The following is a 26,948-nucleotide window of genomic DNA, read 5'->3' on the forward strand; positions in this document are numbered from 1 at the left end:
CGATGAAGGATGAAACTGCGGGGTATCAGGCCGCCCGCGTGCAATCTCATCTCGATCAGGTTCTGGCACCGTTTGGCGACGGGCCGGTGGCGCAGGCCATGCGCTATGCGGTGTCGGGCGGCAAGCGCATCCGCGCCCGGCTGGTGATCGAAGGCGCGCGCCTGCATGGCGTGGCCGATTCCCGCGCGCTCTGGCCCGCTGCCGCGATCGAGGCGATGCATGCCTATAGCCTCGTGCATGACGATCTGCCCTGCATGGACGATGACGACATGCGCCGGGGCCAGCCCACCGTGCATGTCAAATGGGATCAGGCCACCGCCGTTCTAGCCGGGGACGCGCTGCAATCGTTGGCCTTTGAACTGGCCGCCCATCCCGACGGTGCCCAAACCGACGCGGCCCGCGCCGATCTGGCGCTCAGCCTTGCGCGCGCGGCGGGCGGGCAGGGGATGGTGCTGGGGCAGGCGCTCGACATCGCCGCCGAAACCGCCAGCCAGCCCCTGACGCTCGAGGAAATCACCCATCTTCAGGCGGGCAAGACCGGCGCCCTGATCGAATGGGCCGCCTGCGCCGGGCCGCGCATGGCGCAGGCCGATCGTGCCCCGCTGGCCTCTTACGCGCAGGCGCTCGGGCTGGCCTTCCAGATTCAGGACGACGTGATCGACGCCACCGGCGATGCCGCCACGGCAGGCAAGGCCGTGGGCAAGGACGCGACCGCCGGAAAGGCCACCTTCGTGTCGCTGCTTGGGCTCGACGCCGCCCGCGCCCGCGCCGAAACCCTTGTTGAGCGGGCCTGCGAGGCCCTATCTGTCTATGGTGACCGAGCCGAGACCTTGCGGGCGCTGGCCCGCTTCGTTATCTCGCGCAATAGCTGAGTATTGCCCCAAGGAGGGCGCGCGCCATCATGTCCACCCGACCCGAAACGCCCCTGCTGGATCAGGTCAACAGCCCCGCTGACCTCAAACGGATGTCCGATGCCGAATTGACGCGGCTCGCGGACGAGCTGCGCGCCGACACCATCGCGGCGGTGTCGGAAACCGGCGGACATCTGGGGGCCGGTCTGGGTGTCGTGGAACTGACCGTCGCGCTCCATGCGGTGTTCGACGCGCCGCGCGACAAGATCATCTGGGATGTCAGCCATCAATGCTATCCCCACAAGATCCTGACGGGACGGCGCGACCGGATGCGCACCCTGCGCCAGAAGGACGGGCTCTCGGGCTTCACCAAACGCTCGGAATCGCCCTACGATCCCTTCGGCGCGGCGCATAGCTCCACCTCGATCAGCGCCGCGCTCGGCTTTGCCGTGGCGCGCGATCTGGGCGGCGCCAGCGACACGGGTCATGGCGACGCCATCGCCGTGATCGGCGACGGGGCCATGTCGGCGGGCATGGCCTTCGAGGCCCTGAACCACGCGGGCCATCTGAAAAAGCGCATGATCGTCATCCTGAACGACAACGAAATGTCCATTGCCCCGCCCGTGGGCGCGCTGTCGTCCTACCTGTCCCGCCTCTATGCCGGTGCACCGTTCCAGGAATTCAAGGCCGCCGCCAAGGGGGCCGTCTCGCTCCTGCCTCCGCCGTTTCAGGAGGGGGCGAGACGCGCCAAAGATATGCTCAAGGGCATGACCGTGGGCGGCACCCTGTTCGAGGAACTGGGCTTCAGCTATATCGGCCCCATCGACGGGCATGACATGGACCAGCTTCTGCCGGTCCTGCGGACCGTTCAAGCGCGCGCCACCGGGCCGACCCTGATCCACGTCATAACCAAGAAGGGCAAGGGCTACGCCCCGGCGGAATCGCGCCGCGATGGCGGCCATGCCACGGCGAAATTCGACGTCGCCACCGGCGAGCAGAAGAAAGCCCCCTCAAACGCGCCCAGCTACACCCGCGTCTTTGCCGAGGCGCTGCTGGATCACGCCGGACAGGACGACAAGATCTGCGCCATCACGGCAGCCATGCCCGATGGCACGGGGCTGGATCTGTTCGACAAACGCTATCCCTCGCGCTGCTTTGACGTGGGCATCGCCGAGCAACACGCCGTGACCTTCGCCGCCGGTCTGGCGGCGGGCGGCATGAAACCGTTCTGCGCGCTCTATTCCACCTTCCTGCAACGCGGTTACGATCAGGTCGTGCATGACGTGGCCATCCAGCGCCTGCCGGTGCGTTTCGCCATCGACCGCGCCGGGCTTGTGGGGGCCGACGGCCCCACCCATGCGGGCGCGTTCGACGTGGCCTATCTGGCGAACCTGCCGGGATTCACCGTCATGGCCGCCGCCGACGAGGCCGAACTGAAACACATGGTCGCCACCGCCGTCGCGCATGATGACGGGCCCATCGCCTTCCGCTATCCGCGGGGCGAGGGCGAGGGGGTGGAAATGCCCGCACGGGGCGAACCGCTGGAGATCGGCAAGGGCCGCATGATCCAACAGGGCGGGCGCGTGGCGCTCCTGTCCTTCGGCACCCGTCTGGGCGAGGTGATGAAAGCCTCCGAAGGATTGCGCGCGCGCGGCATCACGCCCACCGTGGCCGATGCCCGTTTCGCCAAACCGCTGGACGAGGCGCTGATCCTCGACCTGGCGGCAAATCACGAGGCGCTCATCACCATCGAGGAAGGCGCCATCGGCGGCTTCGGCAGCCATGTGGCACAGCTTCTGGCCGAACACGGCGTTTTCGATCACGGGCTGAAATTCCGCTCCATGGTGCTGCCCGACATCTTCATAGATCAGGCCAGCCCGGCGGATATGTACGCCACCGCCGGCCTCAACGCCGCCGATATCGAGGCCAGGGTGCTCGACACGCTCGGCATCGCCCGGATCGGCAGCCAACGCGCCTGACACCGCCCACCACGCCGCGGAGCATTATTGCCCACCGACAAGACGGGTGCGTTTCCTTCATCTTTCCCGAAATACTCCGGGGGGTCGGGGGCTGGCCCCCGATCCGGCCCTATTTTTCCGGGATCAGCCCGCGCGGGCTGAATCGCAGCACCAGCAGCAGGATCAGCCCCATCGTCAGCAGCCGCATATGCGCCGCACTGTCCAACAGGTGCGCTTTCAGGGCGCTGCCATCGGCCATCGGCGCGGTGATCGTCTGCATCAGCCAATGGCCCATCGGCTCCACCTGCACCCACAGGAACCAGATCAGGAACCCGCCCAGAACGGCCCCGAAATTGTTGCCCGAGCCCCCGACGATCACCATCACCCAGATCAGGAAGGTAAAGCGCAGCGGCTGGTACGAGGTCGGAATCAACTGCCCGTCCAGCGTGGTCATCATCGCCCCCGCGATGCCGCACACCGCGCTGCCCAGAATGAAAATCTGCAAATGCCGCCGGGTCACGTCCTTGCCCATGGCCTGCGCCGCCACCTCGTTGTCGCGAATGGCGCGCATCATCCGGCCCCAGGGGCTTTTCAGCGCCAGCTGCGCCGCCACCAGGATCAGCACCAGAACCACGGTGAACAGCGCCGCATAGCCCAGCTTGATATAAAGCGACGAGGCCGTGACCGGATCGAGCCCCAGCCCCTGCACCTGCTCCACAAAGCCCGGATCGTTCTGCAGGTCGATCTCATAGGGCACCGGGCGCGGGATGCCGTTCACGTTCTTCACGCCCCGGCTCAGCCAGTCCTCGTTTTTCAGCACCGCAAGGATGATCTCGGCAATCCCCAGCGTGGCGATGGCCAGGTAATCGCTGCGCAGGCCCAGGGCCGCCTTGCCGATGATCCATGCCGCGCCCGCCGCCAGCACCCCGCCCACGGGCCATGCCAGCAACACCGGCAGGCCCAGCCCGCCCAGATACCCGGTGCCGGCGGGGTTGACCGCCTCGACCGCCTCGACGCCGGGATCGAACACCGCGCGATAGGCAAAGAAACCGCCCACGAGGATCGCCAGCATCACCAGCCCGCGCAGCTTGGACGGGGCCATGAAACGATGCGCCAGAATGGCGGTCCCGATCACCGCCGCGCCACAGATCAGCCCCGCAATCACTTGAACGCCGCCCGCCGCCCAGGCCTCGGTCGTGGGCGGCATCGCCACCAGAACCGTGGCCAGCCCGCCAAGCGCCACGAACCCCATGACACCCACGTTGAACAGCCCCGCAAACCCCCATTGCAGGTTCACGCCAAGGGCCATGATGGCCGAAATCAGCCCCATGTTCAGGATCAGGAGCGCCGCGTTCCAGCTTTGGAACAGGCCCGTCCCCACGATCAGCGCCGCAACCCCGGCGAACAGCGCGGTGTTTCTCATTGTCTCGCTCATACCGCTTTCCCCCGGAAAAGGCCCGTCGGGCGGAACAGAAGCACGATCAGCAGGATGACGAAGCTGACCGCGAATTTGTAATCGGTGCTCAAAAGCTGCACCAGCCCCTCGGGTTCAAGACTTTCGGGCAGGGTATAGCCCAGCACCTTTTTCCACGCATAGGTGATCGTGACCTCGGAAAAGGCGATGACGAACCCGCCCGCGATCGCCCCCAGCGGATTGCCAAGCCCGCCGACGATGGCGCTGGCAAAGACCGGCAGCAGAAGCTGGAAATAGGTAAACGGCTTGAAACTCTTGTCCAACCCGTACAGCACCCCCGCCACGGTGGCCAGTGCGGCGACGATCAGCCATGTCACCATCACCACCCGGTCCGGGTTGATCCCCGACAGCAGGGCCAGATCCTCGTTGTCCGAATAGGCGCGCATGGATTTCCCGGTGCGCGTGCGATTCAGGAACCAGAACAGAAGCGCCACAACGATCACCGCCGTGATCACCGTCAGGCCCTGCGTGGTCTTGATCGCCAGCCCCTCGCGCAGCCCGGTCATTTCCTTGAAATCGCGCGCCGAAATGATGAACCGCTCGCCATCGGCGAACCGCTGGTCGCCGGGGCCGATGATGAAGCGCACCAGACCGTTCATGATGAACATCACGCCGATGGACACGATCACGAGGATCACCGGCTTGGCCTTCTGCTCGCGATAGAACCGGTATACCGCCCGGTCAGTCAGCAGCAGCAGCGCCATGCAGCCCAGAATGCCGAACGGCAGCGCCAGAAGCGCGGTGGGCAGCGGCCCAAGGCTCAGCCCCCAGCCCTGGAACAGCCATGTGAACAGGATCGTGGTCATGGTGCCAAAGGCCATCGTGTCGCCATGGGCAAAGTTCGAGAACCGCAGGATGCCATAGATCAGCGTGACCCCAAGCGCACCAAGCGCCAACTGACTGCCGTAGGCAATCGCCGGGACCAGCACGAAATTGGACAGCGCGACAAACGCGTTCAGCAGGTCCATTACAACTCTCCCTCGCAGGTTCCGGTGAATTCCTTGGCGCCGTTGCCGCGATAGAGGAACCCGCCATCGGCGTGCAGGTCCATACCGTGACTGCCGCCGAAATTATCCAGTGTGATCCGCGTGATACCGCCGCTGCGTGCGATCCGCGCAGGGTAGGGGCCTTGCCGGTCGATCCAGAGCCGCGCCTTCGCCGCGCCGGTCGGGCTCACCTCGATGCTCAGGCGGGACGCCGCGCATCCGCCGCCATCCGTCCGGCACCGTTCGCTGGCCACGCAATCCAGCCCCCGGGCAAATACAGGCCCGGCCAGTCCGGCCCATAGTGCTGTGGCCCCGATGATCCCGGACACCCGCATGCTCATCCCCCCAGAAAGCTGCGGCGCACGTCGGGATCGGCCAGCAACTCCTTGCCGCTGCCGGTATGCGCGTTCGCCCCCTGCACCAGAACATAGCCCTTGTCGGCGATCTCCAGCGCCTGTCGGGCGTTCTGTTCCACCATCAGCACCGGCAGCCCGGTGCGCGCGATTTCAAGGATGCGGTCGAACAGTTCATCCATCACGATGGGGCTGACCCCCGCCGTCGGCTCGTCCAGCATCAGAACCTTGGGCTTGGTCATCAGCGCACGGCCCACGGCGACCTGCTGACGCTGACCGCCGCTCAACTCGCCCGCTGCCTGATGGCGTTTTTCGCGCAGGATGGGGAACAGGTCGTATACCTGCTCCATCGTGTTGCTGAAATCGTCCTCGCGGATGAACGCCCCCATCTCAAGGTTCTCTTCCACGCTCATCGAGGTGAAGATGTTATGCGTCTGCGGCACAAATCCCATGCCCTGACGCACCCGTTCCTGCGGCGACAGCGCGGTGATGTCCTGCCCGTCCAGCCGCACCGCGCCCTTGCGCAGGCTCAGCATGCCGAACACGGCCTTCATCGCCGTGGACTTGCCCGCGCCGTTCGGCCCGACGATCACCGCGATCTCGCCGCGATCCACCGCCACGGTGCAATCGTGCAGGATGTCTGGCCCGGTCTTGCCATAGCCGCCGGTCATCGCCTCGCCGATCAAAAAGGGTTCAGACATGACGCCCCCCTTCTTCCGTTTTCAGTATCCGGTGGGCAAGCGGCGCCCCGACAGCGGATGACGATGCTCTTGCACTCGCGATCATGCGCCCACCATGTCCTTGTTTTTCAGCCCCGTGCCCAGATAGGCCTCGATCACCTGCTCATTGGCCTTGATCTCGGCCAGCGTGCCCTCGGCCAGAACCTTGCCCTCGGCCATGCAGATCACCGGATCGCAGATGCGTTCGATGAAATCCATGTCGTGCTCGATCACCACGAAGGTATAGTTGCGCTCGCGGTTCAGTTGCAGGATCGCGTCGCCGATGGTGTTCAGCAGCGTGCGGTTCACGCCCGCGCCCACCTCGTCCAGAAAGACGATGCGCGCATCCACCATCATCGTGCGGCCCAGTTCCAGCAGCTTTTTCTGCCCGCCCGAAACCTCGCCCGCGCGCTGTTCGGCCAGATGCTCGATGGTCAGGAATTCCAGAACCTCGTCGGCCTTGGCGCGCAGCGCGCGTTCCTCATCGGCGATGCGGCGGCGACCGAACCATGTGTTCCACAGGGTTTCCCCCGATTGTCCGCCCGGCACCATCATCAGGTTTTCCCGGCAGGTCATCGACCCGAATTCATGCGCGATCTGAAAGGTGCGCAACACCCCCTTGTGAAACAGCTCATGCGGCGGCAACCCGGTGATGTCCTCGCCCGCCATGCTCACCCGCCCCGAGGTCGGCGGCAGCACACCGGCGATCACGTTGAACAGCGTCGTCTTGCCCGCGCCGTTCGGCCCGATCAGCCCGGTGATCGACCCTTCGGCAATCGACAGCGTCGCGCCGTCGACCGCATGAAATCCGCCGAAATGCTTGTGCAGGTCGTGAACCTCGATCATCGCCCCGTCATCCCCCGGTTCGCATGTCTGTCATCATGATCCGCCCTTTTACGCAAACAGCCCGAGGAGTCCATCCTCGGGCCGTTCTTCTTTACGCAGGGAAAACCCTCAACGATAGCGGACCGTAACGATCTCGCCGTTCTCGATCTCGATCTCGCGGAACACGCCGGCGGCTTCTCCGGGGCCGATCAGTTCGACATCGGTCGCGCCGACATAATCCACCTCACCGCCTTCGGCCAGAATGTCCAGCGCCTTGCCCAGCTCGCCCGGCAGGATCTTTTCACCCGGCGCATTGGCCACGTCCATGATCCGCGACTTGAACTCGTTCGCATCGGTCGAGCCCGCCGCCTGCATGGCCATCAGGATCAGCGCCGCGGCGTCATAGGCCTCCTTGGAATAGACCGATCCCCCTTCGACACCGGCCGCTTCGGCCATGTCCTCGTAGATCTTCGCGCCTTCGCTGTCCGAGCCCGGATTCTGCCCGAACGAGCCGTCGATCGCATCGCCGAAATTCTCGACCAGCGCGTCGCCGACCATCCCGTCGGGGAACACGAACGTGTCGAACGCGCCGGTGTCCAGCGCGGCCTGCACCACGCCCGATCCGCCCTGATCGACATACCCGGCCACCACCAGCGCATCGCCCCCGGCCGCGGCCAGCGCGCCGACTTCGGCGGAATAGTCGGCCTTGCCGTCCTCATGAGGCGTCGACAGCGTGACTTCGCCGCCAGCCGCCTCGAACGCCTGCTGGAAGCTGTCCGCCAGCCCCTTGCCATAATCGTTGTTGGTATAGGTCAACGCGACGCTCTGGATACCGCGCTCCATGATGACCTCGGTCATGATCGTGCCCTGACGCGCATCCGACGGGGCGGTGCGGAAGAACAGGCCGTTATCCTCGACCGACGACAGCGCCGGCGATGTCGACGAGGGAGAGATCATCACGATCCCGTTCGGCACGGCGACATTGGACAACACGGCGCCCGATGCGCCCGAACACATCGCGCCCATGATGGCCGAAACGCCGTCGGACGTGACAAGGCGTTCACCGGCAGCGGTGGCCGCGCCCGCGTCGATGCAGGTGGCGTCGCCGCGCACCGGCTCGACGGTCTTGCCGTCCAGCAGCTTGCCGCTGTCGCTCACCTCGGCAATCGCCACCTCGGCGCCACCGGCCATCGCCGGGGCCAGCGATTCCAGAGGCCCGGTAAAGCCCAGCAGAATACCGATCTTGACGGTGTCGTCAGCAGCGCTCGCGGCGCCCGCGCTCAGCGCGGCGGCGGCAGTGGCCATCAGGAATTTCTTCATCGTCTCTCTCCCATGCAGAAGGTTGTCTTCAGACCGGACCCTATCCCGCCATTTGCGAAACGCAAGAGCATAACGCGCGCCACAACCGCGCCGCGCCGGTTGACCGGACGGCAACGCACCCCATGTGATAGACAGTCCCCATAGCCGTCCCCCCGCAGGAGGTGCCGATGATCCGCCTGATCGCCACGCTTGTCGTTCTCGGCCTTGCCGCCGCCCCGGCAATGGCCCAACGCATCACGCCGGTCGCCGACGGTTTCGACGCCCCCTGGTCCATCGGCTTCCTGCCCGACTGCAGCGTTCTGGTGACCGAACGCGATGGCCGCCTGTTGCGCCTCGACGGCGATACCCGGCACGAGATCACCGGCCTCGGCCCGATCGCCGCACAGGGGCAGGGCGGCCTGCTCGACGTTCTGGTGCCGCGCGACTTCGCCAGCAGCCGGACCCTGTTCTTCTCCCATGCCAAACCGCAGGCCAACGGCGCGGGCACCGCCGTGGCCCGCGCCCGCCTGTCAGACGACAACCACAGCCTGACCGACTGGCAGGTGATCTGGGAAATGCGCCCCGGCTCCTCCGGCGGGCGGCATTTCGGCTCGCGCCTGGTCGAGACCCCCGACGGCGCTCTTTTCGTCACGGTCGGCGAGCGCGGGGATCGCCCATCCGCCCAGGACCTGAGCCGTGAAAACGGCTCGGTCCTCCGCATCGCGCGCGACGGCTCGGTGCCGCCCGGCAATCCCTTTGCCGCGCGTGCCGATGCACGCCCCGAAATCTGGTCCTACGGCCACCGCAACCCGCAAGGCGCGGCGCTGGACCTTTCGGGGCAGCTTTGGGTGGTGGAACACGGCGCGCGCGGCGGGGATGAAATCAACCGCATCACACCGGGCGCCAATTACGGCTGGCCGGTGATTTCCTACGGCACGCATTATTCCGGGGCGAAAATCGGCGAGGGCACGTCGAACCCCGGCATGGAACAGCCCGCCTATTACTGGGATCCGTCCATCGCCCCCTCGGGCATGATGATCTATTCCGGCGCGCTCTGGCCCGACTGGCGCGGCGATTTCTTCGTCGGCAGTCTCAAATTCGACCATATCGCGCAGCTTTCGGGCGATCCGCTGCGCGAGGTCCGCCAGATCGCCACCCCCGAAACCCTGCGCGTGCGCGACATCCGCGAAGGCCCCGATGGCGCGATCTGGTTCCTGTCCGTGGGGCAGGGCGCGCTCTATCGCATGACGCCCGACTGACAACGCCCCGGCAGGCGAGACACGTGCATCGGCCTGACGGCGCAGCGCCTTGCCTTCATCTTTCCTGAAATACTCCGGGGGGTGAGGGGCGTCCCGGAAACGATCTGCAGGATCGTTTCAGCCCCGAACAAGCCCGCAAGGGCGACGGGGGCAGCGCCCCCGCACCGCGCGTCCGGTCAGACCGACAACCGGCTCGATTGCGTGCCGCGCTCGCGGTAAGGCGTGGTGTTGTAATGCGCCCGGTAGCATTTCGAGAAATGCGAAGGGCTGGCGAACCCGCAGGCCAGCGCCACGTTGATCACCGTCATGTCGGTCTGCATCAGCAGGTTGCGCGCCTTTTGCAGGCGCAGTTCCATGTAATACCGCTTGGGGCTGCGGTTCAGGTAGCGGCGGAACAGCCGTTCGAGCTGCCGGGTGGACATGCCCACATCCTTGGCCAGGACCGAGGGGCTGATCGGCTCCTCGATATTGGCCTCCATCATCTGGATCACCTGGCTCAGCTTGGGGTGGCGCACGCCGATCCGGGTCGGCACGCTCAGCCGCTGGGTGTCCTGGTCGGTGCGGATCGAAGAATAGATCAGCTGATCGGCCACCGAATTGGCCAGTTTCTCGCCGTGGTCGTCCGCGATCAGCTTCAGGAACAGGTCGATCGAGGATGTCCCGCCCGCGGTGCTCATCCGGTTGCCGTCCACCACGAAGACCGACTTGGTCAGTTCCACCTCGTCGAACTCCTCGACGAAACTGTCGTGGTTCTCCCAATGGGTCGTGGCGCGCTTGCCATCCAGCAGCCCCGCGCGCGCCAGCGTGTAGGCCGCCGTGCACAGCCCGGCGATCTTGACGCCCCGGCGGGCCTCGCGGCGCAGCCAGTTCAGCATTTTCTTGGTGGTGGCGGCCTGCACGTCTGCACCCCCGCACACGATGACGGTATCGTCGCGGTTCAACTCGTCGAGCCCCATGTCCGTTTCAAACACCGCCCCCGCCGAACAGGCGATTTTCCCGTCCTCTGAATCGGCCGCCAACGCCCAGGAGTAAAGTTCCTGACCGGACATCCGGTTGGCGATGCGCAGGCTGTCCAGAGCGGCGGAAAAACTCAGCAGCGTGAAGTTTTCCAGCAACACGAAAACGAACCGGCGCGGGGCCGTCGGGCTGTCTATGGCGACTGTTGGCGTAGCAGGCTTCATATTCGCTCGGACTTTCCTTTTCCGCTCCCTGACCCATTTGGCTGTTGCGCGTGATTCTGTCGTTTGACAAAAGTCAGACCCGCGCCTTTGCGTCAAGAGCGTCAAATCATATATGGTATCCCGATACTCGCTTTTGTATAGCAAAGGTTCCGAAGCCTCAAACCGGAGACGAACAATGACGACGACATGGCAGAAGTCCGACTGGCGCGCGAAACCGCGGGTCCAGATGCCGGATTATACCGATCCCGCCGCCCTGGCCGAGGTCGAGGCCCGCCTGTCGCACTATCCGCCGCTTGTCTTCGCCGGTGAGGCGCGCCGCCTCAAGCGTGAACTCGGCGCCGCCTCGCGCGGCGAGGCGTTCCTGCTGCAGGGCGGCGATTGCGCGGAAAGTTTCGAACAGTTCTCGGCGGACGCGATCCGCGACACGTTCAAGGTGATGCTGCAGATGGCGATGGTGCTGACCTATGGCGCCAAGGTGCCGGTGGTCAAGGTGGGCCGCATGGCCGGTCAGTTCGCCAAACCGCGCAGCGCGCCGACCGAAACGGTCGATGGCGTCGAACTGCCCAGCTACCGCGGCGACATCATCAACGAACTGGCCTTCACCGAACAGGCCCGCATCCCCGATCCCAACAAGATGCTGCAGGCCTACACGCAGGCCGCGGCCACGCTGAACCTGCTGCGCGCCTTTTCCACGGGCGGGTTCGCCGATGTGCACCGGGTGCATTCCTGGACGCTCGGCTTCACCGACGACGAAAAGGCCGCCAAGTACCGTGAAATGGCCAACCGCATTCAGGACACGCTGGATTTCATGGCCGCCGCGGGCATGACCGCCGAAACCCAGCACGAGCTGGGCACCGTGGATTTCTACACCAGCCACGAGGCCCTGCTGCTGGAATACGAAGAGGCGCTGACGCGGCTCGATTCCACCTCCGGCAACTGGCTGGCGGGGTCGGGGCACATGATCTGGATCGGCGACCGCACCCGTCAGCCCGACGGAGCGCATGTGGAATTCGCCCGCGGGGTGCTGAACCCCATCGGCCTGAAATGCGGCCCCAGCATGGAAACCGACGACCTCAAGCGCCTGATGGCCACGCTCAACCCGGAAAACGAGGCCGGGCGCCTGACCCTGATCGCACGGTTCGGCGCGGGCAAGGTGGGCGATCACCTGCCGCGCCTCATCCGCGCGGTCGAACAGGAAGGCGCCAAGGTGGTCTGGGTCTGCGACGCGATGCACGGCAACACGATCAAGTCGGCCACCGGCTACAAGACCCGGCCGTTCGACTCGGTCCTGCGCGAGGTGCAGGAATTCTTCGCCGTCCACCGCGCCGAGGGCACGATCCCCGGCGGCGTGCATTTCGAGATGACCGGCCAGGACGTGACCGAATGCACCGGCGGGATGCGCGCGGTGAGCGAGGAAAACCTCTCGGACCGCTACCACACGGCCTGCGATCCGCGCCTCAACGCCAGCCAGTCACTGGAACTGGCCTTCCTCGTGGCCGAGGAACTGTCGAACCTGCGCGAAAGCCGCCAGACCGCACAAGCGGTCTGATCCGGCGCCGCGACAGCCGACCCGGAAACGGAAAGGGGCCCTTGCGGCCCCTTTTTTATCTGCACCACACCAGCCAAAACTCCGGCCCGGACTGCAAGGCCGGGCCGCGCCCCCTTTCAATCCTTCGTCACCAGCCGCAGGTACGGCCGCTCGCTCATCAACGGGGCGCGCGTCGCCGACAGGGCAGGGGCGGGGCGCTCCGGCTCGGCGACTGCGCCCGTATCTATCCCGGTGATCCGGCTGCGGCTGATCGCAAAGCGGCGCGGCGCGAGCCCGCACGGCCCCTCCGTCACCAGACACCCCAGGGCGCGCGAGATATCGCCCAGATCGCTGCGCAAGGGCATCATCACCAGCCGCCCGGTCAGCGGCGCAGAGCCCATCCGCCGTTCGGCCACCAGATCCAGATCCAGCGTCGCGGGCCTGTCGAACAGATCGACCAGACACTCGGCCAGCCTGTCGCGGTCGCCGGGGCGCAGGAAACTGCTCAGCGGCATGCCACGCACCTCCATGCCCATCAGGTCGTTCAGATGGTTGCCCGCGATCCGCAGCCGCACCAGCCCCGGCGCGATCCGTTCGGCGACAAAGGCCTCGGACAGAACCGGCGCGATCCCGCGCGGGTCGATATCCGACCGGCGCGGCACATCGCCCGACTTGCGCATCCTGCTCCAATACCGGCGAAAGGCCTCGATATCGCGGGCCCGCAGGCCCTGTGCGTGTCGCGCCAAACCCGGCGCTCCGGTCAGATCCGTGATCATCTGCTCACCTGTTCCCCATGTGACGGACATCGCGCATTCGGGCGGAGATCCCCCGCGCCTCGTTGCAATCTGCCACGGTTCCATATGAATTTGTCTAAAATTCCAACCAAATGGTTAACCGTCCGGCGCCCGGCCGCCCGGTATGGCAATGCTTGCCTCGCCGGGGCAGAGTGGCTAGGACAAACCCGCAACCGTGCCGGAGGAATACCCGTGCTCAACTCTATGACGGCCTTCGCTTCGGCCACCGGAACCCATCAGGCCCATGGCTGGACATGGGATTTGCGCAGCGTCAACGGCAAGGGGCTGGATTTGCGCCTGCGCGTTCCCGACTGGATCGAGGGGCTCGAAGCCGCGCTGCGCGCCCGGCTCGGCAAGGCGCTGACGCGGGGCAACGTGAACCTGTCGCTACGCGTCCATGCCGAGGACCAATCCGGCCAGCTCACCGTCAACGACGCCCTGCTCGACGATATCCTGACCGCGATGGCCCATGTCGAAGCCCGCGCCATGCAGACCGGCGTCACGCTGGCCCCGTCCACGCCCGCCGACCTGCTGGCCATGCGCGGGGTGCTCGACGCGGGCGGCGGCGACCAGGACACCGCGCCGCTGCGCGATGCGCTGCTCAAGGATTTCGAGACGCTGCTCACCGGCTTTCTGGAGATGCGCGCCAGCGAGGGCGCGGCGCTCCGCTCCATCCTGTCCGGGCAACTCGACCAGATCGCCAAGCTGGTGGAGCAGGCCGCCGCGGCCGCACAGGTCCGGGAGGGGCAGATGGCCGAGACGCTGCGCGCGCAACTGGCCCGCGTGACGGACAATGCCGATCCGGTCGACGAACCCCGTGTCGCGCAGGAACTGGCGCTGATCGCGGTGAAATCCGACATCACCGAAGAGCTCGACCGCCTGCGCGCCCATGTCGGTGCCGCGCGCGATCTGCTGTCGCAGGGCGTGCCCATCGGGCGCAAGCTGGATTTCCTGTCGCAGGAATTCAACCGCGAGGCCAACACGCTCTGCGCCAAGTCGCAACATACCGGGCTCACGGCGATCGGGCTGGACCTGAAGGCGGTGATCGACCAGATGCGCGAACAGGTTCAGAACGTGGAATAGGCCCGACGTGGCGCAGCCGGGGGTTTCACCCCCGGACCCTCGAGAGTATTTGGGGAAAGATGAAGACAAGGAACTGGGACAGATGAGCAACCGCCGCGGCCTTTTGATCATTCTCAGCTCGCCCTCGGGCGCGGGCAAATCGACGCTGACGCGGCAATTGCGCGACTGGGACCCGAGCCTGAGCTTTTCGGTCTCCGCCACCACCCGCACCCCGCGCGAGGGCGAGGTGGACGGCAAGGATTATCATTTCCTGTCCGAGCCCGAGTTTCAGCGCCAGGTGGCCAATGGCGACATGCTGGAACATGCCCATGTGTTCGGCAATTTCTACGGCTCGCCGCGCGGCCCGGTGCAAACGGCCATCGAGGGCGGCGATGACGTGCTGTTCGACATCGACTGGCAGGGCGCGCAGCAGATCCAGAACTCGGCCCTGGGCCAGCATACGCTGTCGATCTTCATCCTGCCGCCCTCGATCCGCGAATTGCACCGCCGTCTTGTGAAACGCGGGCAGGACAGCGCCGAGGTGATCGCCAAGCGCATGCGCAAAAGCTGGGACGAGATCAGCCATTGGGCCGAGTACGATTACGTGCTGATCAACGACGATCTCGACGCCACCTTCGAGCGGCTGAAGACCGTGGTTCAGGCGGCGCGGCTCAAGCGCATTCAACAGCCGGGCCTCAACGCCCATGTCAAACAGCTTCATACGGAATTCGAGGAAACCACATTATGACCCTGTATTCGCTTGACGGCCACGCCCCGCAGATCGCCGACGACACATGGACCGCGCCCGACGCCAACCTGATCGGGCGGATCGTGCTGGAGCGGGCGGCCTCGGTCTGGTTCGGCAGCACCCTGCGCGGCGACAACGAGGAGATCGTGATCGGGCCGGGCAGCAACGTGCAGGAGAACTGCGTGATGCACACCGATATCGGCTTTCCGCTGACCGTCGGCGCGGGCTGCACCATCGGGCACAAGGCGATGCTGCATGGCTGCACCATCGGCGACAACACCCTGATCGGCATGGGCGCGACGGTCCTGAACGGCGCGGTGATCGGCCGGAACTGCCTGATCGGCGCGGGGGCCCTGGTGACCGAAGGCAAGGAGATCCCCGATGGCAGCCTCGTGATGGGCGCACCGGCCCGTGTGGTGCGCAGCCTCGATGACGCGGCCATCGAGGGGCTGCGCGCCTCGGCCCTGCATTACCAGCAGAACATGCGCCGCTACCGCGATGGCCTGATACCCCTCTCCGGGTCATGACCGAAGGCAAGATCTCGACCCTGTTGCAGGCCATTCCGCTGCCCGCCCTCCTGATCGGGCAAGGCGAGCGGATTCTGGGGGCCAACGCACAGGCGCTGGCCCTTCTGGGGCAGCAGATCGTGGGGCGGCATTTCATCACCGCCCTGCGCCAGCCCACCGTGCTGGACGCCATCGAAGGCACCCTGCGCGACGCCAAACCGCGCAAGACCCGCTATCTCGGCAGCGATGGCGCGCAGGACACCAGTTTCGTGGTCAGCGTGTCCAAGGTGGAGACCGAACTGGGGCAGGGGGCGCTGGTCTTTTTCGAGGATGTCACCCATCTCGAACAGGCCGGGCAGATGCGCCGCGATTTCGTCGCCAATGTCAGCCATGAGTTGCGCACGCCGCTGACCGCGCTGATGGGCTTCATCGAAACCCTGCAAGGCCCCGCCAAGGGCGATGCCGCGGCCAGCGAGCGCTTCCTGTCGATCATGATGGCCGAGGCGCAGCGCATGGAGCGCCTGGTGCGCGACCTCCTGTCGCTCAGCCGGGTCGAGGCCGAGGAGCGCGTGCGCCCCACCGACAAGGTGGATCTCAAACAGATCGTCGAAAGCGTGCTGCATTCGCTGCGCCCGGTGGCCAGCGCGTCGGATGTGACATTGCAAACCGACATGGACGACACCCCGGTCATCGTGCCCGGCGACCGCGACCAGCTGATTCAGGTCGTCACCAACCTGACCGAGAACGCCATCAAGTACGGCGGCGGAAACGGCACCGTCACCCTCTCGCTCAGCACCACCGAGCGCGCCCCGCAACTGCGCGGCCCGGCGGCGATTCTCAGCGTCTGCGACACCGGGCCGGGAATCGACCAGGTTCACATTCCCCGCCTGACCGAACGGTTCTACCGCATCGACACCCACCGCTCGCGCGAGCAGGGCGGCACGGGGCTGGGGCTGGCGATCGTCAAGCATATCGTCAACCGCCACCGGGGCCGCCTCAGGATCGAATCCGCCCCCGGCCAAGGGGCCGAATTCAGGGTGATTCTGCCCCTGTGACCCGTCGGCGCGCCGCCCGCGTAGCCGCGCCCGGCCACAATGCGATAATTTCGGCATAATCCGGCGGCTGTCATGAAACTGTTACAAAACTTTAACAAAAGCGTCGTCACCCACCGATAGCACCGCGCCAAGAGGTACCGCCTGGGGCCTCCGAACCGGACACACCAATCAGGAGCTATCCATGTCCTATATCAAGATGACCGCCTCGACGCTCGCCATTGCCGCCGTCTCGGCCACCGCCGCTGCCGCGCGCGACAACGTACAGGTCGCCGGCTCGTCGACCGTGCTGCCTTACGCCTCGATCGTGGCCGAACTCTTCGGCGACAACACCGACTTCCCGACCCCGGTTGTCGAATCGGGCGGTTCGTCGGCCGGTCTCAAGCGCTTCTGCGAAGGCGTCGGCGAAAACACCATCGACGTGGCCAACGCCTCGCGCGCCATCCGCGAAAAAGAAATCAAGGCCTGCGCCGAGAACGGTGTCACCGACATCATCGAAGTGCGCATCGGCTATGACGGCATCGTGTTCGCCAGCCAGCAATCGGGCCCGGCCTACACCGCCTTCCAGCCTGCCGACATCTTCAACGCCATCGGCGCCACCGTCCTGAAAGACGGCGCACTGGTCGAGAACCCCCACAATACCTGGGCCGAGTTCAACAGCGATCTGCCCGACGCCGAAATCGCCATGTTCATCCCCGGCACCAAGCACGGCACCCGCGAAGTCTTTGAAGACAAGGTCCTGCTCAAGGGCTGCGAAGACACCGGCGCCATGCAGGCGATGATGGACAGCGGCATGGACGAAGACGCCGCCGAAGACGCCTGCCTCGACGTTCGCCAGGACGGCAAGTCGGTTGATATCGACGGCGACTACACCGAAACCCTGGCGCGCATCGACGCCAACACCAACGGCATCGGCGTGTTCGGCCTGGCGTTCTACGAGAACAACACCGACAAGCTGAAAGTCGCCACCATGGGCGGCGTGTCGCCCTCGACCGAAACCATCGCTTCGGGCGAATACCCGGTCTCGCGCCCGCTGTTCTTCTACGTGAAGAAGGCCCATATCGGCGTGATCCCCGGCCTCAAGGAATACGCCCAGTTCTTCGTGGCTGACGAGATCGCAGGCCCCGGCGGCCCGCTGTCGAACTACGGCCTCGTCGCCGACCCGGAACTGGCCGGCACCCAGACAGCCGTCGCTGACGAGACGACCATGGGCGAAGGCATGTAATCGAAAACGGTTACAGGCGGGGGGCGGCATATTCCGCCGCCCCCTTTTCCTTTTAGGACCTTTTCAAAACAACCTGCGAGGGGCACATGCCACTGTTCTGGCTCATCATGATCGTCCTGGCGATCGCCGCTGTCGGCTATATCCTGGGCCGGCAACGCGCCCTGGCAAGCGCCGGGGGCAATACGTGTCACCTGCACTCCTTGCCGTCCTATTACGGCTGGAACGTCGCCATGAAGGCGGCTGTCCCGGCCTTCCTCCTTCTGATCGTCTGGCTGCTGGTGCAGCCGTTCTACATCAACGCCACCGTTGCCGAGATGATCCCGGACCGCACCGTGGCCGATAACGCCTCGCGCGGGCTGGTGATGGCCGAGGTGCGCCGCACCGCCGAAGGGCTGGACAACGCCGTGGCTCAGGGCCTCATGGCCGAAGGTTTCGCCAGCGATCTGCGCGCCGATATCACCGATGTCACCCAACGCCTCAAGGACGCGGGCCAGATCGTCACCTCCACGGTGACCCAGCCTGTCCTGAACGCCGCACAGCGCTACCGCGTGATGAACGCCACCGGCACGCTGTGGATGTCCATTGCCGTGATCGTGCTGGCCCTCGCCGGGGCCTTCTGGGGACTCAGGGAGGCGCATTCCGATTTCCGCGCCCGCAACACCGTTGAACAGGGCATTCGCGCCATCCTCATCGGCGCCGCCTCCATCGCCATCCTGACGACCGTGGGCATCATTCTCAGCCTCGTGTTCAACACGATCGAGTTCTTCCGCCTCTACCCGGCCTGGGATTTCTTTACCGGGCTCAACTGGGCGCCCAGTTTCTCGGGCCGCGGCGGCAGTTCCGATCTCGGCGTCCTGCCGCTGCTCTGGGGCACGTTCTACATTTCCATCGTGGCGCTTGCGGTGGCCGTGCCGGTGGGGCTTTTCTCCGCCGTATATCTCTCGGAATACGCAAGCCCCCGTGTCCGCTCCATCGCCAAGCCGATGCTCGAGGTGCTGGCCGGTATCCCGACCATCGTCTACGGCCTGTTCGCCCTGCTGACGGTCGGCCCGCTGCTGGTCTCGGTCTTCGGGCGCGACGGGCTGGGCTGGATGCAGGCGGGCACCGCCGTGATGACCGCCGGACTGGTCATGGGCATCATGCTGATCCCCTTCGTCAGCTCGCTCTCCGATGACATCATCAATGCCGTGCCGCAGGCCATGCGCGACGGGTCTTACGGGCTGGGCGCGACCCGGTCTGAGACGATCAAACAGGTGATCCTGCCCGCCGCCCTACCGGGTATCGTCGGCGCGATCCTTCTGGCCGCCAGCCGCGCCATCGGGGAAACCATGATCGTGGTGCTGGGGGCAGGGGCCGCCGCGAAACTCTCGCTCAACCCGTTCGAGGCCATGACCACCGTCACCGCCAAGATCGTCAGCCAGTTGACCGGCGACGCCGATTTCGCCTCGCCCGAGGCGCTGGTCGCCTTCGCCCTCGGCATGACCCTCTTCGTGATCACCCTGGGCCTCAACGTCTTCGCCCTCTACATCGTGCGCAAATACCGGGAGCAGTACGAATGACCGACGCATCGCTCAACACTTCGGGCGCGCCGCGCAAGGGCTCGCTCCATGTGCAGGACGCCAGAACCACCCGCCGCAACCGCGCCGAGGCCCGCTTCAAAGGCTACGGGATCGCCGCGATCCTTGTGGGGCTGTTCTTCCTCGCCGTGCTGACCGTCTCCATCGTGCGCTCGGGCGCACCGGCCTTCACCCGCACCGTGGTCGATGTCGATTTCACCATGACCGCCGCACAGGTGGACGCCGCCGAAAGCGAACTGTTCAAGACCAAGGCCTATCAGACCGTCTTCATCGACGCGCTGAAATCGCAACTCGACGAAAGCGGCCTAGAGGTCGAGGTCGACAATGACGCCATCGAACGCCTGCTCGGCAAGATCGGCGGCGACCTGCGGACCTTCTATGCCGACAACCCCGACAAGGTGGGCGAGAGCGTTTCGTTCCAGCTTCCGGCCTCCTCGCGCGTGGATGGCTACTTCAATGGCCGGATCACCCGCGACAGCATCGAAGACAGCCGCTTCCTGATGGCCACCGACCTCGATCTGGTGGACGCGCTGCAACAGGCCGGGATCATCAAGGGCGCGATCAACTGGACCTTCATCACCGGCACCGACGCGGGCGTGGATAACCCCGGTGGGGCCGGCATCGGCGCTTCGGTCGTCGGATCGTTCTTCATGATGCTGGTGGTGCTGTTCCTGTCGCTGCCCATCGGCGTGGCCGCCTCGATCTACCTTGAAGAGTTCGCACCGCAAAACCGCTTCACCGACCTGATCGAGGTGAACATCTCGAACCTCGCCGCCGTGCCCTCCATCGTGTTCGGCATCCTTGGCCTTGCGGTGTTCATCCAGTTCATGCACATGCCCCAATCCGCGCCGCTGGTGGGCGGGCTGGTGCTGACGCTGATGACCCTGCCGACGATCATCATCTCGACGCGCGCCTCGCTCAAATCCGTGCCGCCCTCGATCCGCGACGCGGCGCTCGGGGTGGGGGCGTCGAAAATGCAGGCGGTGTTCCACCACGTCCTGCCGATGGCCATGCCCGGCATCCTGACCGGCACCATCATCGGCCTCGCGCAGGCGCTTGGCGAAACCGCGCCGCTCCTGCTGATCGGCATGGTGGGCTTCGTCGCGCGCGGCTACCCCGACGGTATCATGGCCGGCTTCACCGAGGCCAACTCCGCCATGCCCGCCCAGATCTACACCTGGGCCGCCCGCGCCGACGCCAGCTTCTACGAGAAAGCCTGGGGCGGGATCATCATCCTGCTGGCCTTCCTGCTGACCATGAATATCATTGCCATCATCCTGCGCCGCCGCTTCGAGCGCCGCTGGTAAGCCAAAGGGACCCCTCCCATGTACGACGCCCCAACCCCGGAGAACCGCGTGACCGACCAGACAATCAAATTCTCCGCCCGCAAGGTGCAGGTCTATTATGGCGACACCCATGCCATCAAGGACGTGGATGTCGATATCGCCGACAACACCGTGACCGCCTTCATCGGGCCATCCGGCTGCGGCAAGTCCACCTTCCTGCGCTGCCTGAACCGGATGAACGACACCATCGACGTCTGCCGCGTCGAGGGCGACATCCTGCTCGACGGCGAAGACATCTACGACAAGAAGGTCGATCCCGTGCAACTGCGCGCCAAGGTCGGCATGGTGTTCCAGAAGCCCAACCCCTTTCCCAAGTCGATCTACGACAACATCGCCTATGGCCCGCGCATCCACGGTCTCGCCAATTCCAAGGCCGACCTCGACGAGATCGTCGAAAAGGCCCTGCGCCGCGGCGCCATCTGGGACGAGGTCAAGGACCGGCTCGATGCCCCCGGCACCGGGCTTTCGGGCGGCCAGCAACAGCGCCTGTGCATCGCCCGCGCCGTGGCCACCGAACCCGAGGTGCTGCTGATGGACGAACCCTGCTCGGCGCTCGACCCCATCGCCACGGCCCAAGTCGAGGAGTTGATCGACGAGCTGCGCCAGAACTACTCGGTCGTCATCGTCACCCACTCGATGCAGCAGGCCGCCCGCGTCAGCCAGAAAACCGCGTTCTTCCACCTCGGCAGCCTCGTGGAATTCGACGACACCGAACAGATCTTCACCAACCCCAAAGATGAGCGCACCGAAAGCTACATCACCGGCCGTATCGGCTAAGGAGTGACCCAAATGTCCGATCAGCATATCGTTTCATCCTTCGATCGCGACCTCGAAGGCATCCAGGCCCATATCATGAAGATGGGCGGCCTTGTCGAAAAGGCTATCCTCGATGCGGCGACCTCGCTGGAAACCCGCGACGAGGAACTGGCCGAAAAGGTCCGCGCCGGAGACCGCGCCATCGACGCGCTCGAAGAGCAGATCAACGAGGAAACCGCGCGCCTGATCGCCCTGCGCGCGCCCACCGCCATCGACCTGCGCCTGATCCTCAGCGTGATGAAGATCGCGGGCAATCTCGAACGGATCGGCGACTACGCCAAGAACATGGCGAAACGCACCACCGTCCTGTCGCAGATGTCGCCGATCAACGGCGCCACGGCGGCGCTGCGGCGCATGGCGCGCGAGGTCGAACTGATGCTGCGCGACGCGCTCGATGCCTATATTCAGCGCGATCCCGACCTGGCCGGCGACGTGGTGCAGCGCGATCACGATGTCGATCAGATGTATAATGCGCTGTTCCGCGAATTCCTGACCTTCATGATGGAAGACCCGCGCAGCATCACGCCCTGCATGCACCTGCATTTCATCGCCAAGAACACCGAACGCATGGGCGATCACGTCACCTCGATCGCCGAACAGGTGATCTATCTCGTCACCGGCGAGATGCCGGACGAGCCGCGCCCCAAGCGCGACCGCACCTCGCATGACGCCAGCATCGCCCCCGAGGCCTGAGTTAAGGAAAGACACAGATCATGGCCACCGATCAGCCTTCCGTTCTTCTGGTCGAGGACGAACCGGCGCAGCGCGAGGTGCTGCGCTACAACCTCGAAGCCGACGGGTTCAGCGTGACCGCCGCCGAAAACGGCGAAGAGGCCCTGTTGCTGGTGGACGAGGCCGCGCCGGACCTGATCGTTCTGGACTGGATGTTGCCCAATGTCTCGGGGATCGAGGTCTGCCGGCAGCTCAAGACGCGCTCGGACACCCGCAGCGTGCCGATCATCATGCTCTCGGCCCGCTCCGAAGAGGTGGATCGCGTGCGGGGCCTCGAAACCGGGGCCGACGATTACGTGATCAAACCCTATTCGGTGATCGAACTGATGGCCCGCATCCGCGCGCAACTGCGCCGCACGCGGCCCTCGGTGGTGGGCCAGCGCCTGGAATACGAGGACATCATCCTCGATGCCGAAACCCACCGCGTGACCCGCGATGCCAAGGAGTTGAAACTCGGCCCGACGGAATTCCGCCTGCTCTCGACCTTCATGGAAAAACCGGGGCGCGTGTGGTCGCGCGAACAATTGCTCGACCGGGTCTGGGGGCGCGACATCTATGTCGATACCCGGACAGTGGACGTTCATATCGGACGGCTGCGCAAGGCGCTCTGCAAGCACGGCGGCGACGATCCGCTGCGCACCGTGCGCGGGGCCGGGTACGCCCTCGGCTGAGGCCCCGGAAAATTCAAAATTTTCCGGCCCGGAGTTTTTTCAAAACTCCGGCAACTCCGCCCGAAAATCGCGGTTTGCGTCCATGTTGGGCGCAAATTCTTCCACAGCCCCCGATTTTCGTACAAAACCCGCGTACACATCGTACAAAACGTACGAAACGCTCGCTGGCACGCGGTTTTCGCAACCATGCATACCCCGCATGATCGCCTCATGCGCAAATATCATGGATCAGCGGGGCAGGGCGTCTTCGTCCTCGACCTGCGTCGCCAGCCACTCGCGAAACTTTTTCAGGGCCGCATCGCGCGATTTTTCCACCGGCCAGACCAGATGATAGGCGCCAGGGCTGGTCGTCGGCCCGCCCCAGGCGCGCACCAGCCGCCCGGTGGCAAGGTCCTGTTCCGCCAGGTAATCGGGCAGCAGCGCCACGCCCAGCCCGTGCAGCGCCGCCTGTGTGATGGTCGCGAACTGGTCATAGATCGTCCCCGTCACCGGGCCGGTTTCGATCCCGTGCGCCGCGAACCACGCCCGCCATGCCTCGGGACGGGTCTCGATATGGAGCAGCGGCAGGGCCAACAAATCCTGCGGCCCGCGCGGCGCTTTCCCGGCAATCAGGCCCGGCGCGCACACTGCCACCACCGCCTCGGCCTTCAGCCGCAGCGCCTGCGTTCCCGGCCAGTCCGCCGCGCCGAAATGTATCGCCGCATCAAAGGGTTCCGCGCCAAAGCTGAACGGTTTCAGACGTGTGGACAGGTTGATCGTCACCTCCGGGTGCAGGCGGGCGAACTCGGCCAGGCGCGGCACCAGCCAGCGCATCCCGAAGGTCGGCAGGATCGCAAGATCCAGACTGCCGCCCGACGGGTTCACGCTCAGCTTCAGCGTCGCCTGCGTGATCTTGTTCAGCGCCGCGCGGATTTCGGCGGCGTAATCGGCCGCCTCGGGCGTCAGCACCATGCGCCGCCCTTCGCGGATCACCAGCGTCACGCCGGTCTGGTCCTCCAGCGCCTGTATCTGGCGGCTGACCGCGCTCTGGCTCAGGTTCAGATCGTCCGCGGCGGCGGTGGCGCTGCCCAGACGGTCCAGCGCCTCCAGCGCCCGCAAAGCGCTGGTCGAGGGCAGGAAGCGGCGGGGCAGGGTGGCCATGTATGCGTAAACCTCATGAATAAATGCAGTTTTCGCGTTATTTCTTACCCGAAGGTTAATGTATGGTGCAAGAAACCCGCAATTTCCTCATAAGGAGCGCCGAAAAATGAGCCTCGACACCCCCGCCCTCAAGGCCAAGGACAAACCGGACCTCGGATCGTTCAACTGGGAAGACCCGTTTTTGCTTGAAAATCAACTGCTTGAAGAAGAGCGTATGATTTCGCAAAGCGCCCGCACCTTCGCGCAGGAAAATCTTCAGCCCCGCGTGACCGAGGCCTACGCCCAGGAAAAAACCGACCCCGAAATTTTCCGCGAAATGGGTGAAATGGGCCTTCTGGGCACCACCATTCCCGAAGAATATGGAGGTTTGTCAGCGGGTTACGTCTCCTACGGCCTCGTGGCGCGCGAAATTGAACGCGTCGATTCGGGCTACCGCTCCATGATGAGCGTCCAATCCTCCCTCGTCATGTATCCCATCTACGCCTACGGCAGCGAAGAACAACGCCGTAAGTATTTGAATGGATTGGCAAAAGGCGAGTTGATCGGTTGCTTCGGCCTGACCGAACCCGATGCAGGCAGCGACCCGGCAGGCATGAAAACCCGCGCCGAAAAGATCGACGGCGGCTATCGCCTCAACGGCTCCAAGATGTGGATCTCTAACAGCCCGATCGCCGATGTCTTCGTGGTTTGGGCCAGGTCCGAAGCCCATGACGGCAAGATTCGCGGCTTCGTCCTGGACAAGGGCATGAAGGGTCTGAGCGCCCCGAAAATCCAGGGAAAACAAAGCCTTCGCGCCTCGATCACCGGCGAAATCGTGATGGACAACGTCGAGGTGGGAGAAGATGCGCTGCTGCCCAATGTCGAAGGGCTGAAAGGGCCTTTCGGATGTCTTAACCGGGCGCGCTACGGCATCGCCTGGGGCGTCATGGGCGCCGCCGAAACCTGCTGGCACGCCGCCCGCCAATACGGCCTCGACCGCCACCAGTTCCGCCGCCCCCTGGCCCAAACCCAGTTGTTTCAAAAGAAACTCGCCGACATGCAGACCGAAATCGCGCTCGGCCTTCAGGCCGCGCTCCGTGTGGGCCGCCTGATGGACGACGCCAGCGCCGCGCCGGAAATGATCTCGCTGATCAAACGCAACAATTGCGGCAAGGCTCTGGATATCGCCCGCATGGCCCGCGACATGCATGGCGGGAACGGAATTTCCGAGGAATTTCAAGTCATTCGCCACATGATGAACCTTGAAACCGTGAACACCTACGAAGGCACACATGACGTTCACGCGCTGATTTTGGGCCGCGCGCAAACCGGCCTTCAGGCATTCTTCTGAAGAGCGGACACGCGGGGTGTTGCCTTTGGCGTCAGGCGCGGTAACGTGCCTGAACCGTTTCAGAATACCGTCAGCATGAGCCAGCACATTTCACCCCCGAAACATGCCGGGGCCGTCTCATGAGCGGCCTCGGCTCCCTCTGGCGCGACAGCGCCGCCGAGACCTTCACCGCGCGCACCCTGCAAGGCGAGTTCAGCGCCGATCTGGTGATTCTCGGCGGCGGCTTCACCGGCCTCTCCGCCGCCCTCGAAGCCGCAGGGCAGGGGGCCGATGTCATCCTGCTCGAGGCCGAAACCATCGGGCATGGCGGATCGGGCCGCAATGTCGGGCTTGTGAATGCAGGGCTCTGGCTGCCGCCCGACGCCGTATGCGCCACGCTTGGGCAGGATGCCGGGGAACGCCTGAACAGCGCGCTCGGCGCCGCGCCCGAACTGGTGTTCAACCTGATTGAATCCCACGACATCCAGTGCGAGCCGCGCCGCAGCGGCACCTTGCATCTGGCGCACGCGCCCAAAGGCGCTGCGGACCTGAAAAAACGCTACGATCAACTGGCCGCGCGGGGCGCTCCCGTCAGCTTGATCGACAGCGCCGAAACCGCGCAGAGAACCGGGGCGCAGGGGTTTCACGGTGCATTGCACGACGCCCGCGCCGGAACGATTCAGCCCCTGGCGTATGCCCGTGGCCTGGCCCGCGCCGCCGAAGCCGCGGGTGCGCGGATTTTCGAACAGACCCCCGTGATGTCGGCCATGCGGCATGGCGGGCAATGGGTTGTCCGGTCCTCCGGGGCCAAGGTGCGCGCCAAGGCGCTGCTGATCGCGACGAACGCCTATCATAAGCCGCTCGAACAGATGGCAATCCCGCAGGTTCCGACGGTGAATTTCTTCCAGCTCGCGACCGAACCGCTTGGCGACAATATCGCCGGGACGATCCTGCCGGGCGGCGAGGGGTGCTGGGACAGCGCGCTGATCATGTCGTCGCTGAGGCGCGATGCGGCCGGGCGCATCATTCTGGGCGGCATGGGCGACGAGAGCGACATTCAACAAGGATGGGCACGCCGCAAGCTCATCCGGCTGTTTCCGCAACTGGAAAATGTCGCGATCACGCATTCCTGGGCCGGAAAGATTTCGATGACATCCGATCATTTGCCGAAGATCCTGCGCCTCGGGCCACAGGGGATGTCCGTCTTCGGCTATTCCGGCCGCGGGATCGCACCCGGCACATTGTTCGGTCGCGAAGCGGCCCGTGCTTTGCTGTCAGGGGACGAAGCCGGATTGCCGATAAACCCCATCGAACAGCACAGCGAACGGTTTACCCGGCTCAAGACCGCCATATTCGAAACCGGCGCACGCATGGTGCACGGCCTCAGCGCCAGATGAAAACACCGGGTGGAGGGCGGTTCTGGATATATACAAAAGGCACATAATCAGTATTATGTAAATAATTAATACTGCAAAGCAGTACCCGTAGAAGACAAAATCGGTTTACAAACAACGCTCAACGCAACATCTTTAATGTC

Annotated in this window: 25 protein-coding genes; 16 read left to right on the forward strand and 9 right to left on the reverse strand. The window is 65.0% G+C overall.

All coding sequences use genetic code 11. The features are described from left to right. Positions 1-2 precede the first annotated feature (2 nt). A complete protein-coding gene (locus KPG71_RS07120; protein ID WP_216337414.1) occupies positions 3-872 on the forward strand; it encodes a polyprenyl synthetase family protein in 870 nt (289 codons plus the stop codon). Between the two features lie 29 nt (positions 873-901). Then, positions 902-2,830, forward strand: a complete 1,929-nt coding sequence (gene dxs / locus KPG71_RS07125; protein WP_216337415.1) for a 1-deoxy-D-xylulose-5-phosphate synthase — start codon at positions 902-904, stop codon at positions 2,828-2,830. A gap of 109 nt (positions 2,831-2,939) precedes the next feature. On the opposite strand, the gene KPG71_RS07130 is transcribed toward dxs, so the two are convergent. The 6 genes from KPG71_RS07130 to KPG71_RS07155 all read right to left on the reverse strand — a co-directional run bounded on the left by KPG71_RS07130 (position 2,940) and on the right by KPG71_RS07155 (position 8,486). Further along, positions 2,940-4,244: a branched-chain amino acid ABC transporter permease gene (locus KPG71_RS07130; RefSeq protein WP_216337416.1), complete on the reverse strand. Its 1,305-nt coding sequence runs from the start codon at positions 4,242-4,244 to the stop codon at positions 2,940-2,942. Beyond that, the gene (locus KPG71_RS07135; protein ID WP_216337417.1) at positions 4,241-5,251 is read right to left on the reverse strand and encodes a branched-chain amino acid ABC transporter permease; all 1,011 of its coding nucleotides are present in this window, start codon (positions 5,249-5,251) and stop codon (positions 4,241-4,243) included. The genes KPG71_RS07130 and KPG71_RS07135 overlap by 4 nt, the downstream gene beginning before the upstream one ends. Further along, positions 5,251-5,610, reverse strand: a complete 360-nt coding sequence (locus KPG71_RS07140; RefSeq protein WP_216337418.1) for a hypothetical protein — start codon at positions 5,608-5,610, stop codon at positions 5,251-5,253. Before KPG71_RS07140 ends, KPG71_RS07135 begins: the two co-directional genes overlap by 1 nt. Then, positions 5,607-6,323: an ABC transporter ATP-binding protein gene (locus KPG71_RS07145; protein WP_216337419.1), complete on the reverse strand. Its 717-nt coding sequence runs from the start codon at positions 6,321-6,323 to the stop codon at positions 5,607-5,609. Before KPG71_RS07145 ends, KPG71_RS07140 begins: the two co-directional genes overlap by 4 nt. A gap of 81 nt (positions 6,324-6,404) precedes the next feature. Next, positions 6,405-7,187, reverse strand: coding sequence for an ABC transporter ATP-binding protein (locus tag KPG71_RS07150; protein ID WP_216337420.1), 783 nt, complete (start codon positions 7,185-7,187; stop codon positions 6,405-6,407). Between the two features lie 108 nt (positions 7,188-7,295). Further along, positions 7,296-8,486 carry an ABC transporter substrate-binding protein gene (locus KPG71_RS07155; RefSeq protein ID WP_216337421.1) on the reverse strand — a complete coding sequence of 397 codons (1,191 nt, stop codon included), beginning with the start codon at positions 8,484-8,486 and terminating at the stop codon, positions 7,296-7,298. Between the two features lie 167 nt (positions 8,487-8,653). On the opposite strand from KPG71_RS07155, the gene KPG71_RS07160 reads away from it, so the two are divergent. Beyond that, positions 8,654-9,724: a PQQ-dependent sugar dehydrogenase gene (locus KPG71_RS07160; protein WP_216337422.1), complete on the forward strand. Its 1,071-nt coding sequence runs from the start codon at positions 8,654-8,656 to the stop codon at positions 9,722-9,724. A gap of 176 nt (positions 9,725-9,900) precedes the next feature. Here KPG71_RS07160 and KPG71_RS07165 read toward each other — a convergent pair whose 3' ends face one another. Continuing rightward, the gene (locus tag KPG71_RS07165) at positions 9,901-10,905 is read right to left on the reverse strand and encodes a GlxA family transcriptional regulator (RefSeq protein WP_216337423.1); all 1,005 of its coding nucleotides are present in this window, start codon (positions 10,903-10,905) and stop codon (positions 9,901-9,903) included. A 175-nt stretch (positions 10,906-11,080) separates the two neighbouring features. Here KPG71_RS07165 and KPG71_RS07170 point away from each other — a divergent pair, with 175 nt between their 5' ends. After that, the gene (locus tag KPG71_RS07170) at positions 11,081-12,454 is read left to right on the forward strand and encodes a class II 3-deoxy-7-phosphoheptulonate synthase (RefSeq protein ID WP_216337424.1); all 1,374 of its coding nucleotides are present in this window, start codon (positions 11,081-11,083) and stop codon (positions 12,452-12,454) included. 116 nt (positions 12,455-12,570) lie between these two features. Here KPG71_RS07170 and KPG71_RS07175 read toward each other — a convergent pair whose 3' ends face one another. Further along, positions 12,571-13,239, reverse strand: a complete 669-nt coding sequence (locus KPG71_RS07175) for a PAS domain-containing protein (protein WP_253196149.1) — start codon at positions 13,237-13,239, stop codon at positions 12,571-12,573. A gap of 180 nt (positions 13,240-13,419) precedes the next feature. Between KPG71_RS07175 and KPG71_RS07180 the strand changes: the two genes are divergently transcribed. The 10 genes from KPG71_RS07180 to phoB all read left to right on the forward strand — a co-directional run bounded on the left by KPG71_RS07180 (position 13,420) and on the right by phoB (position 22,962). Beyond that, positions 13,420-14,310, forward strand: coding sequence for a YicC/YloC family endoribonuclease (locus tag KPG71_RS07180; RefSeq protein ID WP_367397319.1), 891 nt, complete (start codon positions 13,420-13,422; stop codon positions 14,308-14,310). Between the two features lie 82 nt (positions 14,311-14,392). Further along, positions 14,393-15,037, forward strand: coding sequence for a guanylate kinase (gene gmk / locus KPG71_RS07185; RefSeq protein ID WP_216337425.1), 645 nt, complete (start codon positions 14,393-14,395; stop codon positions 15,035-15,037). Beyond that, positions 15,034-15,564, forward strand: a complete 531-nt coding sequence (locus tag KPG71_RS07190; protein WP_216337426.1) for a gamma carbonic anhydrase family protein — start codon at positions 15,034-15,036, stop codon at positions 15,562-15,564. Before gmk ends, KPG71_RS07190 begins: the two co-directional genes overlap by 4 nt. Then, the gene (locus KPG71_RS07195) at positions 15,561-16,598 is read left to right on the forward strand and encodes a cell wall metabolism sensor histidine kinase WalK (RefSeq protein ID WP_216337427.1); all 1,038 of its coding nucleotides are present in this window, start codon (positions 15,561-15,563) and stop codon (positions 16,596-16,598) included. The genes KPG71_RS07190 and KPG71_RS07195 overlap by 4 nt, the downstream gene beginning before the upstream one ends. 181 nt (positions 16,599-16,779) lie before the next feature. After that, positions 16,780-17,820 carry a substrate-binding domain-containing protein gene (locus KPG71_RS07200; RefSeq protein ID WP_216337428.1) on the forward strand — a complete coding sequence of 347 codons (1,041 nt, stop codon included), beginning with the start codon at positions 16,780-16,782 and terminating at the stop codon, positions 17,818-17,820. Between the two features lie 86 nt (positions 17,821-17,906). After that, positions 17,907-19,379 carry a phosphate ABC transporter permease subunit PstC gene (gene pstC / locus KPG71_RS07205; RefSeq protein ID WP_216337429.1) on the forward strand — a complete coding sequence of 491 codons (1,473 nt, stop codon included), beginning with the start codon at positions 17,907-17,909 and terminating at the stop codon, positions 19,377-19,379. Beyond that, complete coding sequence (gene pstA, locus KPG71_RS07210; protein WP_216337430.1) at positions 19,376-20,704, forward strand: phosphate ABC transporter permease PstA; 1,329 nt, start codon at positions 19,376-19,378, stop codon at positions 20,702-20,704. Before pstC ends, pstA begins: the two co-directional genes overlap by 4 nt. Before the next feature lie 18 nt (positions 20,705-20,722). Beyond that, positions 20,723-21,520, forward strand: coding sequence for a phosphate ABC transporter ATP-binding protein PstB (gene pstB, locus KPG71_RS07215; protein WP_216337431.1), 798 nt, complete (start codon positions 20,723-20,725; stop codon positions 21,518-21,520). Positions 21,521-21,532: 12 nt separating this feature from the next. Beyond that, positions 21,533-22,252 carry a phosphate signaling complex protein PhoU gene (gene phoU / locus KPG71_RS07220; RefSeq protein WP_216337432.1) on the forward strand — a complete coding sequence of 240 codons (720 nt, stop codon included), beginning with the start codon at positions 21,533-21,535 and terminating at the stop codon, positions 22,250-22,252. A 20-nt stretch (positions 22,253-22,272) separates the two neighbouring features. Next, positions 22,273-22,962, forward strand: a complete 690-nt coding sequence (phoB, locus tag KPG71_RS07225) for a phosphate regulon transcriptional regulator PhoB (RefSeq protein WP_216337433.1) — start codon at positions 22,273-22,275, stop codon at positions 22,960-22,962. Positions 22,963-23,190: 228 nt separating this feature from the next. On the opposite strand, the gene KPG71_RS07230 is transcribed toward phoB, so the two are convergent. Then, positions 23,191-24,102 (reverse strand): LysR substrate-binding domain-containing protein, encoded by a 912-nt coding sequence (locus KPG71_RS07230; protein WP_216337434.1) that lies wholly within the window; start codon positions 24,100-24,102, stop codon positions 23,191-23,193. A gap of 106 nt (positions 24,103-24,208) precedes the next feature. Between KPG71_RS07230 and KPG71_RS07235 the strand changes: the two genes are divergently transcribed. Both KPG71_RS07235 and KPG71_RS07240 read left to right on the forward strand, forming a co-directional pair. Then, positions 24,209-25,432 (forward strand): acyl-CoA dehydrogenase, encoded by a 1,224-nt coding sequence (locus KPG71_RS07235; protein WP_073031409.1) that lies wholly within the window; start codon positions 24,209-24,211, stop codon positions 25,430-25,432. A 119-nt stretch (positions 25,433-25,551) separates the two neighbouring features. Next, entirely contained in the window at positions 25,552-26,808 is a 1,257-nt protein-coding gene (locus KPG71_RS07240) for an FAD-binding oxidoreductase (protein WP_216337435.1), read from the forward strand. Positions 26,809-26,948: the final 140 nt, after the last annotated feature.

Origin of the sequence: Roseovarius sp. PS-C2 (assembly GCF_018862045.1) — a bacterium.
Classification (GTDB): Bacteria; Pseudomonadota; Alphaproteobacteria; order Rhodobacterales; family Rhodobacteraceae; genus Roseovarius.

Excerpts from the sequence above, each read along its gene's own strand:
- KPG71_RS07120 (WP_216337414.1), top strand. The coding sequence starts at position 3 with ATGAAGGATGAAACTGCGGGGTATCAGGCCGCCCGCGTGCAATCTCAT.
- dxs (WP_216337415.1), top strand. The coding sequence starts at position 902 with ATGTCCACCCGACCCGAAACGCCCCTGCTGGATCAGGTCAACAGCCCC.
- KPG71_RS07130 (WP_216337416.1), bottom strand. The coding sequence starts at position 4,244 with ATGAGCGAGACAATGAGAAACACCGCGCTGTTCGCCGGGGTTGCGGCG.
- KPG71_RS07135 (WP_216337417.1), bottom strand. The coding sequence starts at position 5,251 with ATGGACCTGCTGAACGCGTTTGTCGCGCTGTCCAATTTCGTGCTGGTC.
- KPG71_RS07140 (WP_216337418.1), bottom strand. The coding sequence starts at position 5,610 with ATGAGCATGCGGGTGTCCGGGATCATCGGGGCCACAGCACTATGGGCC.
- KPG71_RS07145 (WP_216337419.1), bottom strand. The coding sequence starts at position 6,323 with ATGTCTGAACCCTTTTTGATCGGCGAGGCGATGACCGGCGGCTATGGC.
- KPG71_RS07150 (WP_216337420.1), bottom strand. The coding sequence starts at position 7,187 with ATGATCGAGGTTCACGACCTGCACAAGCATTTCGGCGGATTTCATGCG.
- KPG71_RS07155 (WP_216337421.1), bottom strand. The coding sequence starts at position 8,486 with ATGAAGAAATTCCTGATGGCCACTGCCGCCGCCGCGCTGAGCGCGGGC.
- KPG71_RS07160 (WP_216337422.1), top strand. The coding sequence starts at position 8,654 with ATGATCCGCCTGATCGCCACGCTTGTCGTTCTCGGCCTTGCCGCCGCC.
- KPG71_RS07165 (WP_216337423.1), bottom strand. The coding sequence starts at position 10,905 with ATGAAGCCTGCTACGCCAACAGTCGCCATAGACAGCCCGACGGCCCCG.
- KPG71_RS07170 (WP_216337424.1), top strand. The coding sequence starts at position 11,081 with ATGACGACGACATGGCAGAAGTCCGACTGGCGCGCGAAACCGCGGGTC.
- KPG71_RS07175 (WP_253196149.1), bottom strand. The coding sequence starts at position 13,239 with ATGTCCGTCACATGGGGAACAGGTGAGCAGATGATCACGGATCTGACC.
- gmk (WP_216337425.1), top strand. The coding sequence starts at position 14,393 with ATGAGCAACCGCCGCGGCCTTTTGATCATTCTCAGCTCGCCCTCGGGC.
- KPG71_RS07190 (WP_216337426.1), top strand. The coding sequence starts at position 15,034 with ATGACCCTGTATTCGCTTGACGGCCACGCCCCGCAGATCGCCGACGAC.
- KPG71_RS07195 (WP_216337427.1), top strand. The coding sequence starts at position 15,561 with ATGACCGAAGGCAAGATCTCGACCCTGTTGCAGGCCATTCCGCTGCCC.
- KPG71_RS07200 (WP_216337428.1), top strand. The coding sequence starts at position 16,780 with ATGTCCTATATCAAGATGACCGCCTCGACGCTCGCCATTGCCGCCGTC.
- pstC (WP_216337429.1), top strand. The coding sequence starts at position 17,907 with ATGCCACTGTTCTGGCTCATCATGATCGTCCTGGCGATCGCCGCTGTC.
- pstA (WP_216337430.1), top strand. The coding sequence starts at position 19,376 with ATGACCGACGCATCGCTCAACACTTCGGGCGCGCCGCGCAAGGGCTCG.
- pstB (WP_216337431.1), top strand. The coding sequence starts at position 20,723 with ATGTACGACGCCCCAACCCCGGAGAACCGCGTGACCGACCAGACAATC.
- phoU (WP_216337432.1), top strand. The coding sequence starts at position 21,533 with ATGTCCGATCAGCATATCGTTTCATCCTTCGATCGCGACCTCGAAGGC.
- phoB (WP_216337433.1), top strand. The coding sequence starts at position 22,273 with ATGGCCACCGATCAGCCTTCCGTTCTTCTGGTCGAGGACGAACCGGCG.
- KPG71_RS07230 (WP_216337434.1), bottom strand. The coding sequence starts at position 24,102 with ATGGCCACCCTGCCCCGCCGCTTCCTGCCCTCGACCAGCGCTTTGCGG.
- KPG71_RS07235 (WP_073031409.1), top strand. The coding sequence starts at position 24,209 with ATGAGCCTCGACACCCCCGCCCTCAAGGCCAAGGACAAACCGGACCTC.
- KPG71_RS07240 (WP_216337435.1), top strand. The coding sequence starts at position 25,552 with ATGAGCGGCCTCGGCTCCCTCTGGCGCGACAGCGCCGCCGAGACCTTC.